This is a genomic window from Acinetobacter sp. YH12068_T, assembly GCF_024606005.1.
Classification (GTDB): domain Bacteria; phylum Pseudomonadota; class Gammaproteobacteria; order Pseudomonadales; family Moraxellaceae; genus Acinetobacter; species Acinetobacter amyesii.
In genome coordinates this window covers 843832-866757 of the sequence record NZ_CP094555.1, presented here as the reverse complement: position 1 = coordinate 866757, position 22926 = coordinate 843832, and the positions used below count along the sequence as shown (strand labels likewise).

Sequence of the window (22926 nt, the reverse complement as noted above, 5' to 3'; positions counted from 1 at the left end):
TTATTCATTTATATGTATTTTATGCTTTACGTAGTACAGGCTCATTGTTCAAAAACACCATAAAATGATCAAAGTACTGACTCATCGATTGTGCATCATAAATTTTGCCGAGTTTATCGAAGCGTTTATATCCGAGTTGCGTGGTGAGATTGATGACACCGGTTAAAGTTTTATCCACCACCATATTAAATTTCAGCATTTTTTTTGGTTCTCGCACCAAATGCGTCACCCCGGCATCGACCACTTGTGTAAATGCCTTCAATGCGAGTGGGACATATTGATTCTGCCCTTCTTTCATTTGACTGACATAGGCAAGCAAGTCGGTGGCTAAAGAGGCATCGATCGGATAATGCATATAATGCTGACCATCTTCGCTGTAAAAACGTCCATATAAATAATTTACCATCGGTACAAGGCGGTCATTGCCAAAAAAAGACACCGACCACGGCATATATTTACGGGTCGTTTCACGTATTTGCTGAATAATTTTTTCGGATTCATTGTCTCCAGACTTATTCATGCGCGCCATTTGGCCAAAAACTTGATCTAAAATTTCACATGCAATATCCGCTAAATTATCCCCTAAGGCTTTGGACTGACTTTCTGTTTCACCTGCATTGAGTTTTTGATGAATCATCTCAAAACGTTGATATGTCGTAGGTTGAATCTTTAACGAAATAGAATAAGTCATTTGATATTGCTCCTTTTATCTTAGTTTTGGGATCAATGGATACTTCTTATCTTAGGTCCTATCATACGGACTCTTTTATTTACTGCCAAATCCTAAAAGTTAACATTCGCCCAACATCCCTAATTCACCATTTTTTTTGCTACAATAGATCTAATTTTTTATCCACTTTTGATCTGTTTAGACTATGACTGATTCAGCGCAAAATATTGCTACGACCTACGATCCGACCGAGATCGAAAAAAAATGGTACAAGACTTGGGAAGAGAGAGGCTACTTCAAGCCATCTCAAAAAGGTGATTCATTCTGTATTATGATTCCGCCACCAAACGTCACTGGTAGCTTGCACATGGGTCATGGTTTCAACAATGCCATTATGGATGCGTTGACTCGTTATAACCGTATGTCTGGCAAAAATACCCTTTGGCAGCCGGGTACCGACCACGCAGGTATCGCAACGCAAATGGTTGTTGAACGTCAATTGGGTGCTGAAGGCATCAGCCGTCACGACCTAGGCCGTGAAAAGTTCATCGAAAAAGTGTGGGAATGGAAAGAACAATCTGGTGGTAACATTACCCGTCAAATTCGTCGTCTAGGCTCATCTGTAGACTGGTCACGTGAACGCTTCACCATGGATGAAGGTCTTTCAAATGCCGTTAAAGAAGTGTTTGTTAAGCTGCATGAAGAAGGCTTAATTTACCGTGGTAAACGCCTTGTAAACTGGGACCCTAAACTACAAACTGCCCTTTCTGACTTAGAAGTTGAGTCTGATAAAGAAGAAGCAGGTTCACTTTGGCACTTCAAATATTTCTTTGAAGACAAATCAATCCGCACCCACGATGGTAAAGATCACATTGTCGTTGCGACAACACGTCCTGAAACATTGCTTGGCGATACAGCTGTTGCGGTTGCGCTTGATGATGAACGCTATGCAGCGCTTGTAGGCAAAAACATTATCTTGCCAATTACAGGTCGTACTGTTCCAATCGTTAAAGACGAATATGTAGACAAAGAATTTGGTACAGGCTGTGTGAAAATCACTCCTGCGCACGACTTCAATGACTATGAAGTGGGCAAACGCTGTGAACTTCCAATCATCAACATCTTCAACAAAAATGCTGAAGTTCTTGCTGAATTTGAATACATCGCGAAAGCGGGCGAGCAAATTTCTAAAACCATTCCTGCACCTGCGGACTACATTGGTTTAGACCGTTTTGAAGCACGTAAAAAATTGGTTGCTCAAGCGGAAGCTGAAGGCTGGTTAGACCAAATTCAACCATATACCTTGAAGCCACCTCGTGGTGACCGTTCAGGCGTGATCGTTGAGCCACTTCTAACAGACCAATGGTACGTAAAAATTGCACCACTTGCTGAGCCTGCAATTAAAGCGGTTCAAGACGGTCAAATTAAGTTTGTCCCTGAGCAATACAGCAACATGTACATGGCTTGGATGAATAACATTCAGGACTGGTGTATTTCACGTCAATTGTGGTGGGGTCACCGTATTCCTGCTTGGTACGATGCTGAAGGTAACGTATTTGTAGGTCGTGATGAAGCTGAAGTTCGTGCGAAAAACGGCATTGCACCTGAAGTTGAATTAAAACAAGACGAAGATGTACTCGATACTTGGTTCTCTTCTGGTCTTTGGACATTCTCAACTTTAGGTTGGACTGGTGACGCTGCGAAAGATAAAGAAAACTACTTCTTAAATACTTTCCACCCGACTGATGTACTAGTAACAGGTTTCGACATCATCTTCTTCTGGGTTGCCCGCATGATCATGATGACCATGCACTTCATGAAAAATGAAGACGGCACACCGCAAGTTCCGTTCAAAACTGTGTACGTTCACGGTTTGGTTCGTGATGGCGAAGGTCAGAAAATGTCTAAATCTAAGGGCAACGTGCTTGACCCATTAGATTTGATTGACGGTGTTGATCTTGAAACTTTAGTACAAAAACGTACAACAGGTTTGATGAACCCGAAACAAGCAGCGAAGATTGAAAAATCAACCCGTAAAGAATTCCCTGAAGGTATTCAATCTTACGGTACTGACGCTGTACGTTTCACATTCTGTGCGCTTGCGAACACTGGCCGTGACATTAAGTTCGACATGAAACGTGTTGAAGGCTATCGTAACTTTGCCAACAAAATCTGGAACGCTACCCGTTTCGTGATGATGAACTGCGAAGAGCAAGTCATTGGTCAAGAAGTACGTCAAGACCTTTGGGAATTGCCTGAACAGTGGATCGTAAGCCGTCTACAAAAAGCGGAACAAGCGGTGCAAACAGCATTTGCAACATACCGTTTAGATTTGGCTGCACAAGCGATTTACGAGTTCATTTGGAATGAATACTGTGACTGGTATGTAGAGCTGACTAAGCCTGTTCTAAATGATGAAAACGTATCAGTTGAGCGTAAAGCTGAAGTACGTCGTGTTCTTCTTGCTGTAATGGAAGCATCTTTACGTTTGGCTCATCCGTTGATGCCGTACCTAACAGAAGAAATCTGGCAAACGCTTGCGCCGAAACTGAACATTTCTGGCGAAACAATCATGTTGGCTCAGTACCCTGTTGCGGATGAAGCGAAAATCAACGAACAAGCTGAAGCAGATATGCAATGGCTGCAAGGTTTGATTGGTGCGGTACGTAACATCCGTGGTGAGATGGGCTTAGGTAATGCGCGTTTGTTGCCTGTTCTTCTTCAAAATACAACGGATGCTGAAAAAGCACAAATCGCACGTATTGAACCATTGTTTAAAGCATTGGCAAAAGTTGAAAGCATTACTTTCCTTGCTGACAGTGAACAACCGCCATTGTCTTCTTCATCTGTCGTTGGTCACGTGTCTGTATTCGTTCCAATGAAGGGCTTAATTGACCCTAAAGCGGAATTGGGTCGTCTGCAAAAAGACTTAGACAAGGTTCAAAAACAGCATGACCAAATTGCCACTAAACTTGGTAATGAAGGTTTTGTAGCGAAAGCGCCTGCTGCGGTAGTTGAGGGTGAGAAAGTTAAACTTGCTGAGTTTGCCGATCAGTTAGCGAAGATTAAAGCGAATATGGAGCAGATTGCAGCGCTTTAATGTGTTGTTAGTTAGATCTAATTTGTGTATAAAGGGCTGATTATTCAGCCCTTTATTTTATAATCTTTATTGCATTAAACACTAAAGACTATAAAATAGCCTCTCTAAAAAAATGCAATCTAATAAAGAGGCGTATGAATTCAGAATTCTTAAAAACAGTTCAAAAATTTTTAGGAATTATTAGCTTTATTACAGCAATAATTTTAATTGGACTTTATCTCTTTTTCTCATATCTTCTGAGTTCTGATCCTTTTTCATGGTCAAAAACTTTTTTCTCATTAGGAAAAGATGTATCGAATGCATTAATTCCAACTTTAATAATTCTATCTGTTTCATTATTACTCTTAAAATCATTAACAGATTTCTTCGAAAATCAACGTGATGAAAAATTGATTGATGATATTGCTCGAAGAACACTAGATGAAGTAAAGCCATATTTTAATAATGATTGGAAAACTCAAGATTTTTTTAAGAATAAAAATTGGAAACTTCTATTTCAAAATCATAAGAAAGTTACCGTTGTGACCCATTATTTTGATTCATGGATATCTAGTCATTCAAAGACATTAGAAGCTTTTTTAAAAAAAGGAGGTGAATTAGAATTTATCCTTCCTGATGAAAACAATAATGAACATCTTAAAATTATAGCTAGCCGTTTCAATAAGTCTCCTATGGATATAAAAACTAAGATTAATAACTGTAAAACAAAATTGGATGGCATCCATAAAAAAGTGAATAAGAAAGGAACGATAAAAATCATCTACAGCACTAAATTTCACTGGAACTTCTTTATGCTTTTCGATGAAAAATTACTCATAATTTCACCATATGAGGGTAGTGTTGACGTATCAAGTGACTCACCGGCTTTAGAGTTTTCTTTATCTAAAAATGATCAAGTTAAGACTTGGATTTTAAAGGAAATCCAAAGTTTACGTTCTTAGCTAATCCACCCCAGCTCTCCTCCATAGTGAGAGAGAGCATCTTTTAATTTAATGCAAATGTGAATTTTATATTGAGGTTTCCTCTGCTTGTAGGAGATGAGCAGCACTGCCGTGCAAGGGAGAGGTACTTTTAGCTTTATTCATTATTACTTCATCCCTCACCCCCCGCCTTCTCCCAAAGAGAGAAGGAGCTTTCATCATTTATTTACTTTTAAATCGGCACATACATACCATAGGTGTTCTAAAACCACATCCGTCCGCCCCAAAACATCATGATTCCAATACCGCACAACAGTTAAACCCAAAGCCTCTAAAAACTTAGTCCGTTCAGCATCATATTCAACAGCATCCTCCATTCCATGCTGACTACCATCAAACTCAATCACTAAACCAATTTCATGGCAGTAAAAATCCACAATATAAGGCTCAATCACATGCTGACGACGGAATTTCAGATTCATAAAACGCTTAGCGCGGAGAAGTTGCCACATCAGGTGTTCTGCATCTGTGGCGGTGTGGCGCATAGATTTGGCGAATTCTAATAATGCAGGGTCAATTTTAATTTTTATTTCCCTCTCCCTAGCCCTCTCCCCATAGGGAGAGGGAACATTCATTGTGACATCACTTAATTTAAATTATCAAATTTAAAAAATATAACAGCTAAATTTTACCCAAAATTCAATCAATAATGGAAATCCCCTCTCCTCCTAGGAGAGGGTTAGGGAGAGGTGCTTTTATAAAACCCCATTCTCCAGCAACACCTCCAACCCTTTCACCTTCTCCATATATTTCAGCCGTTCTTTTTCCCACTTCACTTGCTCTTTCAGCACTGAAACATCGCCATCAATCACCTTATATACATCTTTCACCTGCATATTTTTAGGCTTCGGCTTTTCACTCCAGTGGAAATGATGTGTGCTTAAAAAACAGGAGGGTTTAACTTGGTAAACTATACATACTCATTAGGAGTTTACCATGAGCAAGAAACAGAAGACTTACACCGCAGAATTTAAAGCTGAAGCCATAAAAGCCATTGAAGAGAACCAAGGTAATGTATCGGAATCCGCTAGACAACTTGGCATTTCAATGCAAACCCTTTCGAACTGGAATAACAAAGCAAAGGCTGGAACTTTAGCAGGCACAAAACAGTATTCGCCCGATCTAAACGCCTTACTCGAAGAAAATAAGAAGCTTAAACAACAGCTCAAAACAGCTGAAATGGAACGTGAATTTTTAAAAAAGGCAGCAGCGTACTTTGCCAAAGAAAGTCAGTGAGGTACGCCTATATGAAATCGCAAAGCCACTTATTTCCGATTATTTTAATGGCTCGATTACTTCGTGTATCCGTTTCTCGCTTTTATGATTGGCTAAAGCGAGGCATGAGTAAAAGATCAATTCAGCGAAATCAGCAGACAATTTTGGTCAAAATAGCCCATGAAGAAACCAAACAAAGCTATGGCTATGTTCGATTAACCAAGCATTTACAAGCGCAAGGTATCAAAATAAGTACGTATGCTGTGCGCCAAATAAAAAAATCAAATCAGTTGTATTGTAAGCGCCATAAGCGTTTCAAAAGAACCACGAACAGTGATCACAACCGTTCTATTTATGACAATTTACTCAAGCAACAGTTTTCAATGACGAAGCCTAATCTTGCGTGGTCGAGTGACATTACCTACATTTGGACGGCTGAGGGCTGGTTGTACTTGGCAGCTGTCAAAGATCTTTACACGAAACAGGTTGTTGGCTATAGCTTAAATGAGCGCATGACAGCCAAGCTTGTTTGTGATGCATTGAATATGGCTATTCGCAATCAGAAACCTGCTAAAGATCTCATTGTACATTCAGATAGAGGCAGCCAATATTGCAGTAATGAATATCGAAACTTACTTGAGAAATTTGATTTTCAGGGTTCAATGAGCAAAAAAGGCGACTGCTTTGATAATGCACCGATAGAGAGTTTCTGGGGCATACTCAAAAATGAACTAGTCCATCATCGCAACTACAAAACAAGGGAAGAAGCCAAAGCGGATATTACAAAATATATAGAGTTATTTTATAATCAGCGAAGAATTCAAAAAGGCTTGGATTTTAAGACACCAAATCAAATGGCAGAAGACTTTTATCGGTTAGCTGCCTAGAATCTCCCAAGTGAAAGTCTCCTGCTAATTCAGCACACATCAAAACTATCCGTGATGTCATCAATCTGACTTGCAAGGCGTTGGCTTTGTGCCTCTAAAGCCATTTTATAAAACTTTAAATGTTCATCTGTTAAGGCTTTGGGGCTTTTGCCCTTATTGGTTTCTAGCTGTAATTGCAACTTTAATAAATAAAACAAATCCAGTGCTTCATGGGCTTGGTTCACCACTTGCAGCAACTCGGTTTTTTCAGCTTTTTTAGTTTCATCAGGCTCACGGTCAGGGTGAATCATGGCGGTGATTTTTAAAAACACGGTTTTCAGCGATTGATTCACTAACTTTTCAGCTTGCTCACGTTTTTGCGCTAAGCGTTTACGCTGATGTTCTTCTTTCTCACGTTGATATTGTTCGCTGTCCCACTCTTCATAAGACTCATTTTGTTCTATAGTTTCTTGTTCTATATCAACATGACCTTCTACTTTGCTCTGTTCAGCTTGCGCTAACTTAGCTTTTTTATTCGGCTTTTGCATATGTGCATGATGCTGCTGATAAAAAGCATCAACCTCCGAGACTTTTTCAAGTTCAGCAGTATTTAAATAATTAGATTTTTTCAGCTGCTTTGCCAATTTCGTGAGTTTGGCATCGAGCTGTGCTAAATCTGCTTTGGCTAAGTCTTCTTGCTGTAGATGTTGCCAAAGCTGAGTTAGTTGACGGTAGTACACCACATGCAAATCACGGTAGATCGGCACAAGTTTGAGTTGGATATAACTTTGAATTTCACTTTTGGCGTTTTGCCAAAGATCTAAATCCAGCTTTTGCTGTTCGATTTGCTCAATCAGTTTATTCAGCTTTTTATGCTGTGGCGATAAAGCTTCAACACTCGGGAGTAAACTGACTTTTAACTCAAAAGACATAAGCAAATTTAACGCAAAAAGAAAATTATAGCCGATCTAAGCACTAAACTTATGAGCACCTTGTATGAATCAACAATGGATTTTTATCAATTAACGCTCAAACCGTTGCAAATATTGACTCAGCTCTTCCCGAACAACCACCTCATGCCCTGCATGACTTCGACTTTGTTCCAAGAGATGTTCTGAGTCGATCACTGCCACACGATGACCATCTGCAATCAAGCGATCTACACCTTCAAAGAGCATTCGGACACCAACATCGTGTATCAAAGAAATATTGGTCAGGTCTAAAACGATATGGTTATTCGCAACAGGTTCATCCTCTAAGATCCGCAGCAACATTTCCGACTCAGTAAATTGCAATACGCCGCGCAGTTCATACACCACCACCGAACGATCTATCCCGCAGGTATAGCGACTTTGGACGATCGTTTGCGCTGAAGGTGTTCCCTCCATGACATGCAGTCCCATGTCCTTAGACAGTCGTTCAAATATTTCGACGCCTCGAACACTATTCCCATGTGTATCCAGTTTCGGACTAAAGACCGCTAGCCCAACCTGCCCCGGCAAAGCCCCCATGATGCCACCGGCCACACCACTTTTGGCAGGAATACCGACCGTTGTCAGCCAATCACCCGCAGCATCATACATGCCGCAAGTCATCATCACACTCAACACTTGGCGCACCACCGAACGTGACAGCAACCGTTTACCTGTGGCTGCTTGCACACCACCATTGGCAAGCACACTGGCCATTTTTGCCAAATCTTTAACCGTCACTAATATTGCACACTGACGAATGTAACCATTCACCACATCTTCAGGGTCTTCTTCAAGCACACCGACTGTACGTAGCATGTAACCAATCGACAAATTTCGAAAAGCCGTCTTCACTTCAGATTGGTAAACCGCTTCATCAAAACTCAGCTCACGCCCCGCCAGTTCACTTAAAAATTCACGGAGTTTTTCAGCTCGAGTGCTGTGCTCGTCATACGGTAAAAGTGAATGTGTGGTGATTGCCCCAGAATTGATCATCGGGTTCTTGGGCAGATTGGTATTTTTATCTAAGGCAATTTGGTTAAAGGCTTCGCCGGAGGGTTCAACCCCGACTTTTTTTAATACCACATCCAAACCTTGATGACGTATGGCCAAGGCATAAGCAAAAGGTTTAGACATCGATTGAATGGTGAACTCGACCTCGTCATCACCTGTAGAATAAATCGTGCCATCTACGGTAGACAGTGCCAAAGCCAGTCTATTCGGATTGGCGTTAGCTAACTCAGGAATATAATCTGCCAAAGCTCCGTGCTGATTGGCATCGCAGGCATTGAGGACATGCTGTAAATAATCTGGAACAGGCGTTTTCATAAGGGTTATTTTTTGTTGTGCGCTTTTTTATTTATAACAAATTGAACTCCATCTGTATAAGTCCTTATGGTGAAGACGCGTTCTGAGCTAAAACCTGTATGTGCTGTATATTCAAATGGTGCATCATTTCTCGAATAAAAACGAAATAACTGAGTTGAATGATTGCCTGTTCACCAAATAGATTTTGATAATATTCGGTATGTTCAATCATTTCATTAAAGCCATGTTCAAAGCTTTGTCGGTCAATGCGGGGCGCATGTTCAAAAAAGGTTTGCGCCAATAGATGCAGCATCGCATCATTCGACTGAGCGTAGCGCTGCGTCTGATAATTAAGCTGTACTCGTTCTAAAATTTCTTCAATTTCATAGATCAAATATTCAATCGCTAAAGCATCGAAGCGCTGATGTCGGACACATTTTTGCACCAAAGCCGCTAAGCCATGATCAAAATGAATATTCTGTTGCTCGGTCTGAAAGTCGAGCTGCGCTAATCCGAGCTGAAATTGTAATTGCTGCATCGCTATCTTTTAAGTTTTTAATCTTCTGCAAAGTTTAACTCACGAAAGCTACGCACTTGGTTACGACCTTGTTGCTTTGCCGTGTACAGCGCTTGATCGGCCATACGCGTGACCACAGCAGACGGTGTCCCCTCAATCGCAGTTGCTACACCGAAACTTGCACTAATCTTCAACATTTGATGGTTGGCTATCATAGTTTCAGCTTCAGAAATGGCCAATCGACAGCGTTCAGCGACCTCTATCGCCTGCTCTAAACTCTGATTTTTTAAAATTAAAATAAATTCTTCACCGCCATAACGTCCAACCACATCTTGTACACGAGTATTGTCATTTAAAATTTGAGCAACACGTTGTAAAACGGCATCTCCTGCATCATGTCCATATTGGTCATTGATCAGTTTAAAATGGTCGAGATCAAGTAAAACCACTGCAAATTCAGGCTGTGTCTGTTTGCTGAGTGTATCAAGTTCATGACTAACATAACGTCGGTTAAACACATTGGTCAGCCCATCGACACGGCTGAGGACTTCCATCTTTTGTTCACGGTGTCGCCACTGTAAAAGCAAAATCTGAAAAAATACTGCACTGACGATCAATATAGGTAAATACAACTCCGCCATACTCATCAGCCAAAAGGCATTGTCGTAAAACTCACTCTGTTTTAAAGCCGGGCTGAAAATCGGTGCATATTCTAGATGGTCAATCGAAGTTTGATAGCAAATGTAGCCAATAAACAGTGTGATCGGAAATGTAATACTGAGCATAATTGCAGGACGATAAAAAACCAAACCGACCATCAGCAGATTGACCGTCCCCGCCATAGTGGCAGGACTATAGATCCCGATCATATAGCCACCATAGATCATGCCGATCCCAAATAGGACGGGCGCAAAATAGCTAAAAAACAGTCTGAAATTTAAATATTTTTTGAAATAAATACTGAGTACTGCCAATACGCCATAACTGAGTAGGACTATACAAGCGACGATGATCCTGAACTTGAGTTCACTCGGATTAAACCAAATCCGATTGGTCGAATAATAAAAATTCATGATGCACCACTTCAACACGCTGACTTGACTCAGCATGCCAAAGATGAGAAGTAAACGCCCTTTATCGTAGTCAGACCAATTGATGATGAGATAGTCTGACTCAAACAAAAGATGCTTCAATTTACGCCATTGTACGCCCCATTTCGTACAGACAGCATTGCCCCAATTTTTCCCCATTAATCTTCTTTTTTATTTTATTATTTCGCTAGTTATACAAGGTTTTAACTTCAAAAAGAAAGCCTATTTTCACAGTTATAAGTGCAACATTTGAAGCCTTTAAACTTCACTTATACCACTATTCAAATTACTTTTCCGCTATTTTTTTTAGCTCAATTGGTCACTTTTATCTTTTTGAAATAGTACAGTTTATTATTCTAAACGCTCGGTGAATAAGATCCCGTTCAGATGATCGACCTCATGTTGTACGATCCGTGCAGGAAAGCCATTCAGGGTTTTCTCTTTTACTTCACCTTGAAGGGTCAAATATCGCACGTGAATTTGCTCGGCTCTCGGGACTTGCCCTCGTCCATTCGGCACAATTAAGCAGCCTTCTTCACCCAATACAGTCATAGTTGATCGTGATGTAATCACTGGATTCACCATCACGATCGCCTCCATTTCAGGCGCGTCTGGATAGCGTAAATTTGCACGTGAAGCCACGATAATCACCCGCTTAGAAACATAAATTTGCGGTGCGGCAATGCCTACGCCTTGACGCTCAAGCATGGTGGCATGCAGTGTTTTGCTCAGTGCAATTAACCATTCAGAACCTATTTCAGACGCTTGCACCTCTGCAGCCGTAAGCTTCAAAATCGCTTCACCACGCTGTGCAACAGCAGCAACATAACTCATGTTTTTATCCTTTTAAGTCTAGCGGGCTTAAATCACGTAAAAAAAACAACCATGCAATATGCATTATTATCGGTTCTGAGTATAAAACAACAGCGTGCTATGGCTTTGAATCTTTTGTGGTTTATATAGAGCACAAAGTAAAATAGTAGATCATACTACCCTATACCATTGATATTTATCATTTATACATCAAGGTACGCCATTATCTATTACCAATCATTCTTTAACTTAATGCGACTTTATCTATATTATTTTGTTCTTAATTAATAATATTTTCATAACTATAAGTTTTTAATAAGGCAACAAAGTTTGATTATTCAATAAAAAATTGAATCACTAAAATCGTCAAATGCTATTTGCTGCTGGAAAATATTTGCATGGAAGCTCAGCCACGCCTGACTCGTCAAGATAAACGCACCCTCGGACTGTCATCCCTCGGTGGCGCACTTGAGTTTTATGACTTTGTCATTTATGTGTTCTACGCCAAAATTATTTCGGAACTGTTTTTCCCCACTGGACTCAGTCCATTTTGGGCGATGCTGAATACTTACGGTATTTTTGCAGCAGGATATTTTTTCCGCCCATTGGGTGGTGTCGTAATGGCGCATTTTGGCGATTTGATTGGTCGTAAGCGTTTATTTAGTTTGTCTATTTTACTCATGGCTCTGCCTACACTGATGATCGGTGTGATGCCGACTTTTGAAAGTATTGGTTATGCAGCACCACTTTTGCTCCTACTGATGCGTGTGATTCAAGGCATCGCGATTGGTGGTGAAATCCCTGCTGCATGGACTTTTGTTTCAGAGCATGTACCTGAGCAAAAAATTGGTATCGCCAATGGCTTACTCACTGCCGGCTTATCTTTAGGTATCCTATTGGGCGCACTGATGTCTTTGTTTATTTCATTACAATTTACAGAGTCAGAAATCCATGATTGGGCATGGCGGATTCCATTTATTTTAGGCGGGATCTTTGGCTTTGTTGCGCTCTATCTCCGCAGTTATTTAAAAGAAACGCCTGTATTTAAAGCCATGCAAGAAAAGAAACAATTGGCTAAAGAGCTTCCTGTGAAACAAGTGCTGCAACAGCACAAAACAGGCGTTGTGATTGGTATGCTGTTTACATGGTTCTTAACTGGCTGCGTTGTTGTATTGATTTTAGCGATGCCAAATCTACTCACGAGCACCTTTGGTTTTGAACGTGCAGATGCCTTTAAAATGCAAAGTGCCGCTATTGTGATGCAAATGGTCGGTTGTATCTTGGCAGGTCTTTTGGCAGATCGCTTCGGTGCGGGCAAAGTGATGCTGTTCGGTTCCCTCCTTGTCGCGATAATTGCGGGCGTGTTCTATAACAGCTTGGGCCATGTGGCAGCATCGACCGTGTTTGCGCTCTATATGCTGCTCGGTTTGGCATCAGGTACAGTTGGTATGGTGTCTTATAGTATGGTGAAAATGTTCCCTGCACAGATTCGTTTCTCGGGCATTTCATTTTCATACAATTTGGCCTATGCCATCGCGGGTGGTATCACCTTGCCATTGGTTCAATGGTTGAGTTTATACAGCAACATTGGCGCTATGTATTATATATGGACTGTCTGTTTGGTGACCTTCTTTACTGCGATGCTTTATCGTCAACGTTTTGAAAAAACTTCGCACTAAAAATAAAAAAAGCGGTCAATGACCGCTTTTTTTAACTTGCTTTCAAATCAATTCAGGCTTTTAAATTTTTACGTAATTCATCTTCTACAATTTCAATCTCAAGCTGACTAAAACGACGAATTTCACCTTCTGCATGTTTTTCAAGTAATCCACCAATCAGTGGAACTTTGACTTTCACCGTCCAGTCCAAATTGAAACTCACTTGTGTTGCATCACCACTGACACTTCGTTTACAACTGGCTTCGAGCGGTAGGTTCGGATCTAGTTTGACGTCAGAGGTTAATGCCGCCAAATTACTAATATCCGTACGTTTCAGACGAAACGCATCTTTTAAAAACTTCTTGGCAATATCTGGAATATTTACATCCAAGTTATAGGCACGTTTTAAGGTATACATATCGCCTGTTTTTTTTGATTCTAAAATTTCTAGATTTTCACCCGGGATGCGTTTGCACACCGCTTCATGCAAGCTAATATCTGCGGCTAGTCGTTTAAAATCTTCAAGTGAAACGCCATGAATTGTGGCATTGACGGTAAATTGATGTGCCATTCTCGTAATCCTTCAGGTCAATATTGGTTTTATTGTTTTATGTCGCCTAGTCTACAGTTGCTATAACTGTGTTTTGGATTAAATCGGAAAGCGCTGTGGCTGTCATTGACCTGAAACCAAGCTAGAAAAACAGAATTGCCATACTGAAATTCAGAGGGACTCTGCCTTAAAGGACTTTTTGATAGATTTGCCCATGCTGATCTTTAAACTCGAGCTGAAATTCCCAGCCCGCATCGATTTTTAAATACATCCCTGCATAGGACAACTTTGCGTACCAATGACCGAAGTCAAGGCTTACAATATCAAAGCTGGCTTGTTCAGGAAGCTGTTGCATTGGTTTTGCACTTATCAAAGCGCTGGGTTCAAAAGACGTGCAGTGCGAGCCATAATCATGAAAAAGTTCGAAACATAGCTGATTAAAAATTTTAAATGTTGAATCTTTTGGGTCAAGTTGCGTCATTGCTTTAATAGCTTCCCATATCTTTTCATTTCTTCTTGCGCTTATTTTTATATTTCTATAACAAATCTTTGTGGTACTGCTTTTATAAATCTCAGTTTAATTTAAGTTGTTAATTTAACAGCATGCTATGCACCACACCATCCCGATCACGGTGTACCAATTTGATCGGTTGTGAATAATCGATCAAGATGCTTTGGTGTTTATAACTGATTTGGATGCCGTATTCATCTGCACCATCATCCAAACCGCTGATGCTACATTGCGTGCCTTGTGGAAATGCATTGAGCCATTCAGTGTTATACACATCTGCTATTTGTTCAAACTGAAAAAAGCTCGCCTTTTGCTGCAGTAGAACCGTAGCTTGTCGGTCAAAACGCAGTTGCTGCTCAAGTTGAAAGTCGATAATCATGACTCTGCACGCTCTTTACTTATTCATCGGGATCGGATCATCGGCTATTAAAATCAAGCTTCGCAGACACCCAATTTTGCTTATAAATTCACAGAGGATTTTATGACATGTCTTAGACTCAAATGAACACAGCCACATTTCTTAAGGCATAAAAAAGGCACTTCTCATCGGGGTGAAGCCCGATTATGAAATGCCCTTTATGGTTACAAAGTAAATATATTTTTATAAATTGTCAAATTGGGAATGAAAAAAACATCTGTGGGCTAAATGGATAAAGCTTTCATCGCCTGTTGCTGCTGTTTATTTTTGACTTGTGTCCATTGCCACCAACCAAATGCCGCCAAGCCCACAAAACCAGCATACAACGCCGCAGTGAGATACAGGTCTTTGTATATAAACATACCCACATAGATTATATCGACAAATACCCAAAGCACCCAAGTAGCAATATGTTTCCGGCTGGTCCAATACGTTGCGAGTAAGCTAAACGCGGCCAATTGTGCATCCAAAATTGGCACGGCTGCATCGGTAAAATAGTGCAAACTTAAACCAAAAATCAAACCGCCCACCGCTGCTAAGAGCATTTGAAAGATCACGAGTTTGGTCGCAATCGGTTCAATACGGATGTCATGATCTTGTTGTTTGCCCTTCAACCAATGATAAAAACCGTAGAAGTTCACCACTACAAAGAAAAACTGCAAAATGGTTTCGCCATAAAGTTTGTAGGTATAAAACAGGTAGGCATACAGCAAAAAAGCTGCAAAGTTAAACCACCAACACCACATATTTCGCTTAATGGTTAAACTCACCCCGATTAAGCTAATAATAACTGCAAATATTTCTAAGTTCGACATGGTTGATTGGGCCTTAAAAAAGCTGCAGCTATTATGGAAAAAATCAGCCCAAAGGCAAGCTATATCCCACACTATTTCATATCAACTCTGTAAATTTTAAATCAAACCACTCATCCACCAGACGATGATTTTGATGTTTTGAACGCATCAGTTTTGACAGTTTTCTAACAATCGTTTAAAAACCTATCTATGCCTAAAGAATAATCAGAAGGAATCATTAAAATGTCAGAACAACAAGGTCGTGTAAGTCGAGAAATCCGTGGTCATCTTAATTTGATCGGTTTAGACCGTGCAGATAAACGAAATGCGTTTGACAGTCATTTAATTCATGACCTTTCACTGGCACTCACTGAATATGAAGATGATCCAAATTTACGCTGTGCAGTGATTTTTGCACATGGTGATCATTTTACTGCAGGTCTGGATCTGGTTGAACTACAACCCAAACTTGGCAGTGGACTATTTAATTTTCCTGATCAGCAAATTAATCCGTGGGGAACCAACTCACGGCAACGAAAAAAACCAGTTGTGGTCGCGGTACAAGGATTCTGTTTTACAGCAGGTATTGAACTCATGCTGAATGCCGATGTCGTGATCGCTCAGCGTCAGACAGAGTTTGCTCAAATGGAAGTGCAACGTGGCATTCTTCCCTTTGGTGGTGCAACTGTTCGCTTTGTGCAAGCAGCGGGTTGGAATAAGGCGATGCGCTATTTACTCACGGGTGAACGTTTCAATGCACAAACGGCATATGACATGAACTTGGTGACTGAAATCACAGACCAAGCGCCCTTATCTCGTGCAATTGAACTTGCAGAACAAATTGCACAGGCTGCACCACTGGCGGTTCAGGCAACACTGGCCGCAGCACAACAAGGTGTACATTTGGGGGCTGATGCTGCATTTGCTCAATTGGATCAGCACTTACAGCCACTACTAAAAACACAAGATGTACAAGAAGGTGTGATGGCCATGCTACAACGTCGCGCAGCCAATTTTCAGGGCAAGTAAGCCTTTATTTAAACTGAGTAAACCCTTTCCGTCCTGCCTATTCAGAGAAAAATTATGCCAACGGATTTAGAACAAGCAACGCAAGAAATACGTACTACACCCGTGAGTTTCCCAGCAACCGATGGCTATACGCTTTCAGGCGTTGAATATCGGCCTAATTCTGCTGCTAAAGCCAATATTATTATTTCAAGTGCAACAGGTGTACCTCAACAATTTTACCGTCGTTTTGCCGAATATGCCGCAGGACTCGGTTATCAAGTACTGACTTTTGATTATCGTGGTATTGGACGTTCTGCACCGTCAAAACTTAAAGGCTTTAAGATGTCCTACCTCGACTGGGGACGTTATGACCTTTCTGGTGCCATAGCTTATATGCAACAACACGGTCAGGAAACTTTTCTAGTGGGACACTCCTATGGCGGCCAAGCACTAGGACTTACCTCAAATCACGATCAGATACGTGCCATGTATTGTTTTGGCACTGGCGCAGGTTGGCATGGCTATATGCCCTTTAAAGAAAAAATGAAGGTTCATGTAATGTGGAATATCGTTTTTCCGCCGATGGTTGCCATCAAAGGGTATTTGCCTTGGAGCAAACTCAATATGGGCGCTGACCTTCCTGTCGATGTCTATAAACAATGGCGCCGTTGGTGTAAAAACCCAACCTATTTCTTTGCCGACCCTGAGCTGAGTGAGCTGTCTCAACAATATGCTGCAGTTCAAACGCCGATCTATGCGGTCGCTGCACTCGATGATGACTGGGCATTACCCAATTCAAGACATGCTTTTATGCAGCATTATGCACAAGCGTCAATGCACTATATCAATATTGAAGCGCAAGATTATGGTCTAAAACATATTGGTCATATGGGATATTTCCGCAAAGGTGCTGAACCCTTATGGCAGGAAGTGATCGGACGGTTTGACGAACTGTTAGTTGCCTAGACCAATTTACTTCATACACATCATATTGAATTATTCGGATAGAGAGTTACATGCGTCCACGGAAAAACACCTCTGAACATCTATTGCTACAGTCAGCACACGCCTTTAAACGCTATGGCTATATGGGCTGCAGCATGGGGAAATTGGCTGAAGCCTGTGGACTCTCAAAAGCTGCGTTTTATTATGACTATCCGAATAAAGACGCTTTGCTGATGGAAATTTTAAACCTGACACACGTGAAGTTAAAGCACAGTATTTTTCAGCAATTACAGCAATCCACTGCATCACCTCAACAGACTTACCCGCACATCCATCAACTGGCCATCCAGTTTTTTAGCCAAGGTGGATTAGGTTGTTTAGTCGGGATATTAAGTATGGAACGTCAACATTTGCCTACCGAGATTTTTGCGAAATTACAGTCCATCTTTCACGAGTGGCAACTCGCCTTTGAAGTGTTTTTTCAGCGATGCATGAGCATCGAACATGCCGCGCAACTTGCCAAAATCAGCTTGGCGGATTATGAAGGCGCAATTTTAATGGCCCGAATAACCGATGATTTGAGTTATCTCGATTTAGTCCAAGATCGCATTTTGCTTCAACTTGCGGAGTCTTGATAGCGATATTCAATTTTATGTTCTTCGCCAAAACGGTCGACATGTGTATAAAACTCACCGTATCGGCCTAAATAATACTCGAGCGATTGATTGTAAAAACTCCAATAAATCGACCATTCATTCAGATCTAATTGGCGAATTTGAGTTTTACAATTGACTGGCATGCGACGTAAAAAAACTTCTTGTAACTGTTCGGCTGCCTGTAGCGAATCTAATTTGTATTGTTGTTGAAAGAAAATTTCCGCAATATCATCAAAAAGTTGCTGTTCATATTCATCTACTTCAATGACATGATCGACGTCACGAATAGCATCATCATTCGATGCTAAAGAGATACTTTTCGATTTTTTTGGTGCTTGGTAACGCGTATATTTTTGACGATATTTTTCTGTTTTTATTATTTTTTTGACCACGATTCCTGCTGCAGACAACGCAATCAGAATACACATCACAATGAGAAAATTAACCATAATAACAACCTACTGCCGATGACGCGCATGCACATCTTGAATCATCGAATATTTTTATGGACTAATATAACGCACAATAACGTTTAAAATTCATACAAAACTATTTTAAAGCTGAAATCTTGCCTATTTTCTTTGCTAATTTATTTCAAACTATTACACCTGCTGAAATCATTGAGTATGTATACATTTCTAAAAGATCTATTATTACTTTAAAAACAGTATAGTTAGATGCATTTATGTGGTTATTTATCCGTATTTAACGATTAACTTATAAATATACATTTGTAAATTTTGCAACAATTTTGAAATAAAAACCCAACCCAACGGCGCAATGGCTGCAAAAAAACATAAAACGCAACAAGAAGCCTCTTTAAGCACAAGGCGATATCTTCTGAAATGACAGGCTGTTGGAGTTTTCTATAAAAAGAAAAAATTATGATACGCGAAGCACAAATTCAGGATATACCCGAAATTATTCACGTGATTCACAACAGCATTCGTTCATGTATCCAGGACCATCAACGTAATGAAAGTGTGATTCAAACTTGGCTTGAGGAGGCAAATCAATCAAATATTCTAATGTGGATGCTTTACAACGACAGTTGGGTCTACGTCAGTGATAATCGAGTGGTCGGCTTTATTTTAGTCAGTGATCAAGGACAAATTTTACTGAACTATATTTGCCCTGAACGTCAGTACCAAGGCATTGGTAAGGCGTTATTGTTAAACATGATGCACTGTGTCAGGAAAAAGAATATTACCGAGATCAGTCTAGAAAGTACTCATACGGCACTCGCCTTTTACCAAAAATATGGCTTTGTCGCACATCAGGATTTTGAGCCTACCGATGTTCCGCTCAAATTGGTTAAACAGCTCTGTTAGTAGAGAGGCAAACCTCATAAAAAGATAGATTTTCAAATAGGATGATTATGATAGGTGAATTTAAAAAGAGATCAATCTAAATGAGTGTTGCAATGGTACTAGCAATATCACCGCAAAGTTTTAACCGTTTATAACTAGGTATCAAGGCTTAAGTTGATCGCGTCCTGCCTGTTTGGCCATATATAAATAATGGTCTGCATGCTTCATTAATGCTTCGATACTGTCGAAGTCATTTTGCTTATCCATCCATGCCATGCCCAAACTCAGTGTGACATAATTTTTTTCATCACCCCGATTAACATGTTCAAGTTGTTCATTACGCATGGCTTCGAGTACCAATTGTAATTGCTCTTGGGCAATCGCATACGGAACATCATGCATCAATATGGCAAACTCCTCTCCACCGTAGCGAGCCACATAGGCTGAACTTGGCAGGGTATTTTGCATGGTTTTCACGATCTGCTGTAACACCTCATCGCCTTTGAGATGTCCATAGTGGTCATTATAATTTTTAAAATAATCGACATCTAGCATGGCAAAGACCAACGTTCGGTGACTATGAAAACGGACTTCTGAATATAAACGTTGAATTTCAGCATTCAATGCACGGCGGTTAAATGCCCCTGTTAAGGCATCAATACGAATTTGTAGCTCTAATTTTGTATTCAGCTCATGGAGCTGTAAGGTGCGCTCTTTGACTTTCTGATCGAGTGAACTGTTTAGCTCAAGCAGACTATTATTTAACTGCTCGGTATGCATCGACTGCTGTGCATAATGGTGCGATTGCTGAAACATGATCAACAAGGCATATAAACTGGTTGAAATGAACGTTAAATTGACTGAATCAATCAAATTCATCATCAGCAAAAAGTCGTTTAAAAAAGTAATGCACAGGAAAATAACCGCGATTAAATTTAATTTTGAATACGGCTCTTTCTTTTTCAGTGTTAGGTAAAAACCATAAGCAAAATTACTTAGAACAACGATCACATAGGCAAAACTGTAAGTTGCCAAAGGCTGAAAAATCTCAGGCGTCGAAACAAAAGTCACTGAAATATTCAAAGACAATAGCAACATCGCGATCTGATAATTTAAGGTAAATAAATAGCGACGACTGAGCAAGTGGATATAACTTAAAAAGAAAATCGACACCAAATAAGTAAATAAATATTCTAATCGCGTGCCCCACAACCAATTAATATCGGTAAAAGTGGTATAGGCATAAGGTGCTGAAAATAAATTATGGAATGCTAAAAAAACAATAAATAAGCCAAACACCAAGTTACTTCGGCTATTGCGACCGCGTAAACCTCGAAAGACTGAAAATAGGATCGTAAATAATCCCACACCCAAGACGGCGCCAGACACCATCCCAATACTCATCATTTGTTGTTGGAATTGGCGGTTTACTGTCTTGGCGATACCAATACGCATTGGGTTTTCAAACCCGCCATGCATACTGTTAAAACTTGAAGCCTGAATGGTTAAAGTGAAATATTCATCTTGTGCCACAAAATAGGCAATTCGTGGTGCATTTTCTGTTTTTTGTTCTGCTTCAGTTCGCCCAACTTCACCCAAACGAACGATCACATCACCATTTAAAAAGACTCGATACGCACCGTACTGATTTGGAATCAATACCGCGATACGTCGGCCAATAAATTGTTTGGGGATTTGGAAATGTCCAGTATATGTCCCAAAGCCTTTACTGTCCCCTGTGATGTCTTTAAATGATGCAGGCAGATAGACCGTTTGACCGACTAGAACTGAACTTGGAGACGTTAAAAATTGATTTGGATAAAACAACCATTTGCCTTGTAAGAGGCTACTGGTGTCTTCCGTGAAGTAGATTTGGTTAACTTCGTTTTGGTGTTTTAAATAAAACGATTTAGGAGCAGTTTCATACTGTGCCTGAGCAGTCGATACAGTGAATGCCAATGTAAAAATAATAAAGGTAAGAACCCAGAACAATCTGGTGCAAGGCAACTGTAAAGACAACGGCTTTGATTCCTGCGTTTATACTCGAGCAATTATTCTAATCTACGGTAAAAGACAAAAATAACAACTACTATTTTATCAAATTGATCAATAACTTCCATGTCACTGATCTAAAACAGTCGAAGTCTTAATCGCGAGTTTTTACATCATACAATTCAATCTCAAAAATAAGATTTGAATTGGCAGGAATTACATTACCCATTTTACGTTCACCATAAGCCAAATGTGATGGCACGATTAACTTACGTTTACCACCGACTTTCATCCCCATGATGCCCTGATCCCAACCTTTAATCACACGGCCAGTACCAATCACTGTTTCAAAATAATTACCACGATCCAGTGATGAATCAAATTTTGTACCGTCTTCTAACCAGCCTGTATAGTGAGTTGTAATCAAAGCGCCTTTAACCGCTTCTTTACCTTCACCTACCACTAAGTCAATAATTTCTAATTCCGTGCTCATGCTCTCAACCTCAAATGCCGCAATCTAAATAAAGCACTATTATAAACAGAATCAGTCTGAACATGATGCCCTTGAATGCGTTAGAACTTACCGACGCAAAGTTGAGAACACAATGATTTAGATCAGCATGCAAAAAACATTTACATGGCAAAGGTCAAATGCCGTGAAATATAGGAGTATTCCTTTATCACCAAGATATGTAGAGCAAAACGAAACTAAAAAATCAAAACGCTTGAACACTTTGAACGTTCATTGAATGAAGGCGTTTATGCGGTAAGAACAACGCTATTTACATAGTTAATAAAGAGGATTCATCCATAGGCATTACATAAATGGGGGGCTAGAAAATTTCCCGAATTAAATTTTTATTTTGGTTTTAGATTGACTGAGTTTCAAATCAACTTTTAAATTAACAGAATTGTATTAGCTGAAAAATAGTTATAGCAACAAGGATGCAAGCCTGAACTCACATCCATCGTGATGAATTAAATCACATCAAATGCTTATTGCAATTGTGTCCATTCAATCACCGCTTGAGCTTTATCACCAATCAAAGTCCATTCGCCATCCATTACGTTTAATTGTAAAGACATGGTTCGTTCGCATAACTCTTGAATGGCAGCTGTACTCGCTTCAGATAATTGCCAAATTTCAACATTCTTCAGGGTTTTCAGTTTGCTGTTACGTTTATACCATTCGTCTACTGAAGAACCATAGGTAATCACAGCAACGTGTGGGCAACGTGCGCTGGCTTTTTTGACTTTGTCTTCGTCAGGGCAACCGACTTCAATCCATTTCACCAATTGACCTGTTAAATCTTTTTCCCACAGCGCTGGTTCGTCTGTTTCGAAAAGATCTTTGGTAAATTCTAATGCTTCATCGGCATAGCGTGCATATGCCAAGACACGCACCATCAAACGTTCAATCGTTTCAGAAGGATGCAAAGCCATCGTCAATTGATAATCACCATATTGGTGTACATCCATATTGGCAATGTTCAAATCTGCTTTATAAATTGTAGCTTTTAGCGCCATGGTAAAGTCCTCAAATTTGGCGCCTA

23 protein-coding genes and 1 pseudogene are annotated in these 22926 nt (G+C 40.2%); 8 read left to right on the top strand and 16 right to left on the bottom strand.

Features of this window, described 5'->3' with window-relative positions; all coding sequences use genetic code 11:
- Positions 1 to 19 precede the first annotated feature (19 nt).
- Complete coding sequence (locus tag MST18_RS04230; protein WP_180114793.1) at positions 20 to 691, bottom strand: hypothetical protein; 672 nt, start codon at positions 689 to 691, stop codon at positions 20 to 22.
- Between the two features lie 184 nt (positions 692 to 875).
- Here MST18_RS04230 and MST18_RS04225 point away from each other — a divergent pair, with 184 nt between their 5' ends.
- Both MST18_RS04225 and MST18_RS04220 read left to right on the top strand, forming a co-directional pair.
- Positions 876 to 3770 carry a valine--tRNA ligase gene (locus tag MST18_RS04225; protein WP_180132970.1) on the top strand — a complete coding sequence of 965 codons (2895 nt, stop codon included), beginning with the start codon at positions 876 to 878 and terminating at the stop codon, positions 3768 to 3770.
- Between the two features lie 134 nt (positions 3771 to 3904).
- Positions 3905 to 4711: a hypothetical protein gene (locus tag MST18_RS04220; RefSeq protein WP_180101784.1), complete on the top strand. Its 807-nt coding sequence runs from the start codon at positions 3905 to 3907 to the stop codon at positions 4709 to 4711.
- A gap of 197 nt (positions 4712 to 4908) precedes the next feature.
- Here the strand turns inward: MST18_RS04220 and MST18_RS04215 are convergent, their stop codons facing one another.
- Both MST18_RS04215 and MST18_RS04210 read right to left on the bottom strand, forming a co-directional pair.
- Positions 4909 to 5274, bottom strand: coding sequence for an endonuclease domain-containing protein (locus MST18_RS04215; protein WP_180101856.1), 366 nt, complete (start codon positions 5272 to 5274; stop codon positions 4909 to 4911).
- 171 nt (positions 5275 to 5445) lie between these two features.
- Positions 5446 to 5577, bottom strand: a pseudogene (locus tag MST18_RS04210) (molecular chaperone DnaJ); the annotation flags it as partial.
- Between the two features lie 109 nt (positions 5578 to 5686).
- Here MST18_RS04210 and MST18_RS04205 point away from each other — a divergent pair.
- Positions 5687 to 6852, top strand: a protein-coding gene (locus MST18_RS04205) for an IS3 family transposase (RefSeq protein WP_119285041.1) whose coding sequence is annotated in 2 segments (ribosomal slippage) — positions 5687 to 5945 and positions 5945 to 6852 — 1167 coding nt in all. Because the reading frame shifts where the segments join, the coding sequence is not laid out codon by codon here.
- A 29-nt stretch (positions 6853 to 6881) separates the two neighbouring features.
- Here MST18_RS04205 and MST18_RS04200 read toward each other — a convergent pair.
- From MST18_RS04200 to def, 5 genes are all read right to left on the bottom strand, one after another.
- The gene (locus MST18_RS04200; protein WP_180133498.1) at positions 6882 to 7763 is read right to left on the bottom strand and encodes a molecular chaperone DnaJ; all 882 of its coding nucleotides are present in this window, start codon (positions 7761 to 7763) and stop codon (positions 6882 to 6884) included.
- A gap of 90 nt (positions 7764 to 7853) precedes the next feature.
- Positions 7854 to 9131, bottom strand: a complete 1278-nt coding sequence (locus MST18_RS04195; RefSeq protein WP_180101786.1) for a glutaminase — start codon at positions 9129 to 9131, stop codon at positions 7854 to 7856.
- A gap of 64 nt (positions 9132 to 9195) precedes the next feature.
- Complete coding sequence (locus MST18_RS04190) at positions 9196 to 9648, bottom strand: hypothetical protein (protein WP_180133499.1); 453 nt, start codon at positions 9646 to 9648, stop codon at positions 9196 to 9198.
- A gap of 17 nt (positions 9649 to 9665) precedes the next feature.
- On the bottom strand, positions 9666 to 10877 hold the full coding sequence (locus MST18_RS04185) for a GGDEF domain-containing protein (protein ID WP_180133500.1): 1212 nt from the start codon (positions 10875 to 10877) through the stop codon (positions 9666 to 9668).
- A 192-nt stretch (positions 10878 to 11069) separates the two neighbouring features.
- On the bottom strand, positions 11070 to 11552 hold the full coding sequence (def, locus tag MST18_RS04180) for a peptide deformylase (protein WP_180133501.1): 483 nt from the start codon (positions 11550 to 11552) through the stop codon (positions 11070 to 11072).
- Between the two features lie 377 nt (positions 11553 to 11929).
- On the opposite strand from def, the gene MST18_RS04175 reads away from it, so the two are divergent.
- Positions 11930 to 13210, top strand: a complete 1281-nt coding sequence (locus tag MST18_RS04175; RefSeq protein WP_180133502.1) for an MFS transporter — start codon at positions 11930 to 11932, stop codon at positions 13208 to 13210.
- A gap of 52 nt (positions 13211 to 13262) precedes the next feature.
- Here the strand turns inward: MST18_RS04175 and MST18_RS04170 are convergent, their stop codons facing one another.
- The 4 genes from MST18_RS04170 to pnuC form a co-directional block, all read right to left on the bottom strand.
- Positions 13263 to 13760 (bottom strand): DUF2505 family protein, encoded by a 498-nt coding sequence (locus MST18_RS04170; RefSeq protein WP_078192225.1) that lies wholly within the window; start codon positions 13758 to 13760, stop codon positions 13263 to 13265.
- A gap of 166 nt (positions 13761 to 13926) precedes the next feature.
- Positions 13927 to 14094 (bottom strand): hypothetical protein, encoded by a 168-nt coding sequence (locus MST18_RS04165; RefSeq protein ID WP_180133503.1) that lies wholly within the window; start codon positions 14092 to 14094, stop codon positions 13927 to 13929.
- 235 nt (positions 14095 to 14329) lie between these two features.
- Entirely contained in the window at positions 14330 to 14629 is a 300-nt protein-coding gene (locus MST18_RS04160; RefSeq protein WP_180133504.1) for a hypothetical protein, read from the bottom strand.
- A 263-nt stretch (positions 14630 to 14892) separates the two neighbouring features.
- Positions 14893 to 15483 (bottom strand): nicotinamide riboside transporter PnuC, encoded by a 591-nt coding sequence (gene pnuC, locus MST18_RS04155; protein WP_078192228.1) that lies wholly within the window; start codon positions 15481 to 15483, stop codon positions 14893 to 14895.
- Between the two features lie 222 nt (positions 15484 to 15705).
- Between pnuC and MST18_RS04150 the strand changes: the two genes are divergently transcribed.
- Genes MST18_RS04150 through MST18_RS04140 form a run of 3 tightly spaced genes read left to right on the top strand, consistent with a single transcriptional unit; the run spans position 15706 to position 18050 of the window.
- The gene (locus tag MST18_RS04150) at positions 15706 to 16491 is read left to right on the top strand and encodes a crotonase/enoyl-CoA hydratase family protein (RefSeq protein WP_180133505.1); all 786 of its coding nucleotides are present in this window, start codon (positions 15706 to 15708) and stop codon (positions 16489 to 16491) included.
- A 54-nt stretch (positions 16492 to 16545) separates the two neighbouring features.
- Positions 16546 to 17436 (top strand): alpha/beta fold hydrolase, encoded by an 891-nt coding sequence (locus MST18_RS04145; RefSeq protein WP_180133506.1) that lies wholly within the window; start codon positions 16546 to 16548, stop codon positions 17434 to 17436.
- Positions 17437 to 17486: 50 nt separating this feature from the next.
- Complete coding sequence (locus MST18_RS04140) at positions 17487 to 18050, top strand: TetR/AcrR family transcriptional regulator (protein WP_180007549.1); 564 nt, start codon at positions 17487 to 17489, stop codon at positions 18048 to 18050.
- Here the strand turns inward: MST18_RS04140 and MST18_RS04135 are convergent.
- Positions 18032 to 18520 carry a hypothetical protein gene (locus MST18_RS04135; protein WP_180117594.1) on the bottom strand — a complete coding sequence of 163 codons (489 nt, stop codon included), beginning with the start codon at positions 18518 to 18520 and terminating at the stop codon, positions 18032 to 18034. The genes MST18_RS04140 and MST18_RS04135 overlap by 19 nt on opposite strands.
- 435 nt (positions 18521 to 18955) lie before the next feature.
- On the opposite strand from MST18_RS04135, the gene MST18_RS04130 reads away from it, so the two are divergent.
- A complete protein-coding gene (locus tag MST18_RS04130; RefSeq protein ID WP_180021235.1) occupies positions 18956 to 19402 on the top strand; it encodes a GNAT family N-acetyltransferase in 447 nt (148 codons plus the stop codon).
- Positions 19403 to 19543: 141 nt separating this feature from the next.
- On the opposite strand, the gene MST18_RS04125 is transcribed toward MST18_RS04130, so the two are convergent.
- From MST18_RS04125 to MST18_RS04115, 3 genes are all read right to left on the bottom strand, one after another.
- Positions 19544 to 21340, bottom strand: coding sequence for a diguanylate cyclase (locus tag MST18_RS04125; protein ID WP_180133529.1), 1797 nt, complete (start codon positions 21338 to 21340; stop codon positions 19544 to 19546).
- Between the two features lie 187 nt (positions 21341 to 21527).
- Positions 21528 to 21866: an FKBP-type peptidyl-prolyl cis-trans isomerase gene (locus tag MST18_RS04120; RefSeq protein ID WP_078191421.1), complete on the bottom strand. Its 339-nt coding sequence runs from the start codon at positions 21864 to 21866 to the stop codon at positions 21528 to 21530.
- Between the two features lie 503 nt (positions 21867 to 22369).
- Positions 22370 to 22900 carry a YaeQ family protein gene (locus tag MST18_RS04115; RefSeq protein ID WP_078191423.1) on the bottom strand — a complete coding sequence of 177 codons (531 nt, stop codon included), beginning with the start codon at positions 22898 to 22900 and terminating at the stop codon, positions 22370 to 22372.
- Positions 22901 to 22926 lie beyond the last annotated feature (26 nt).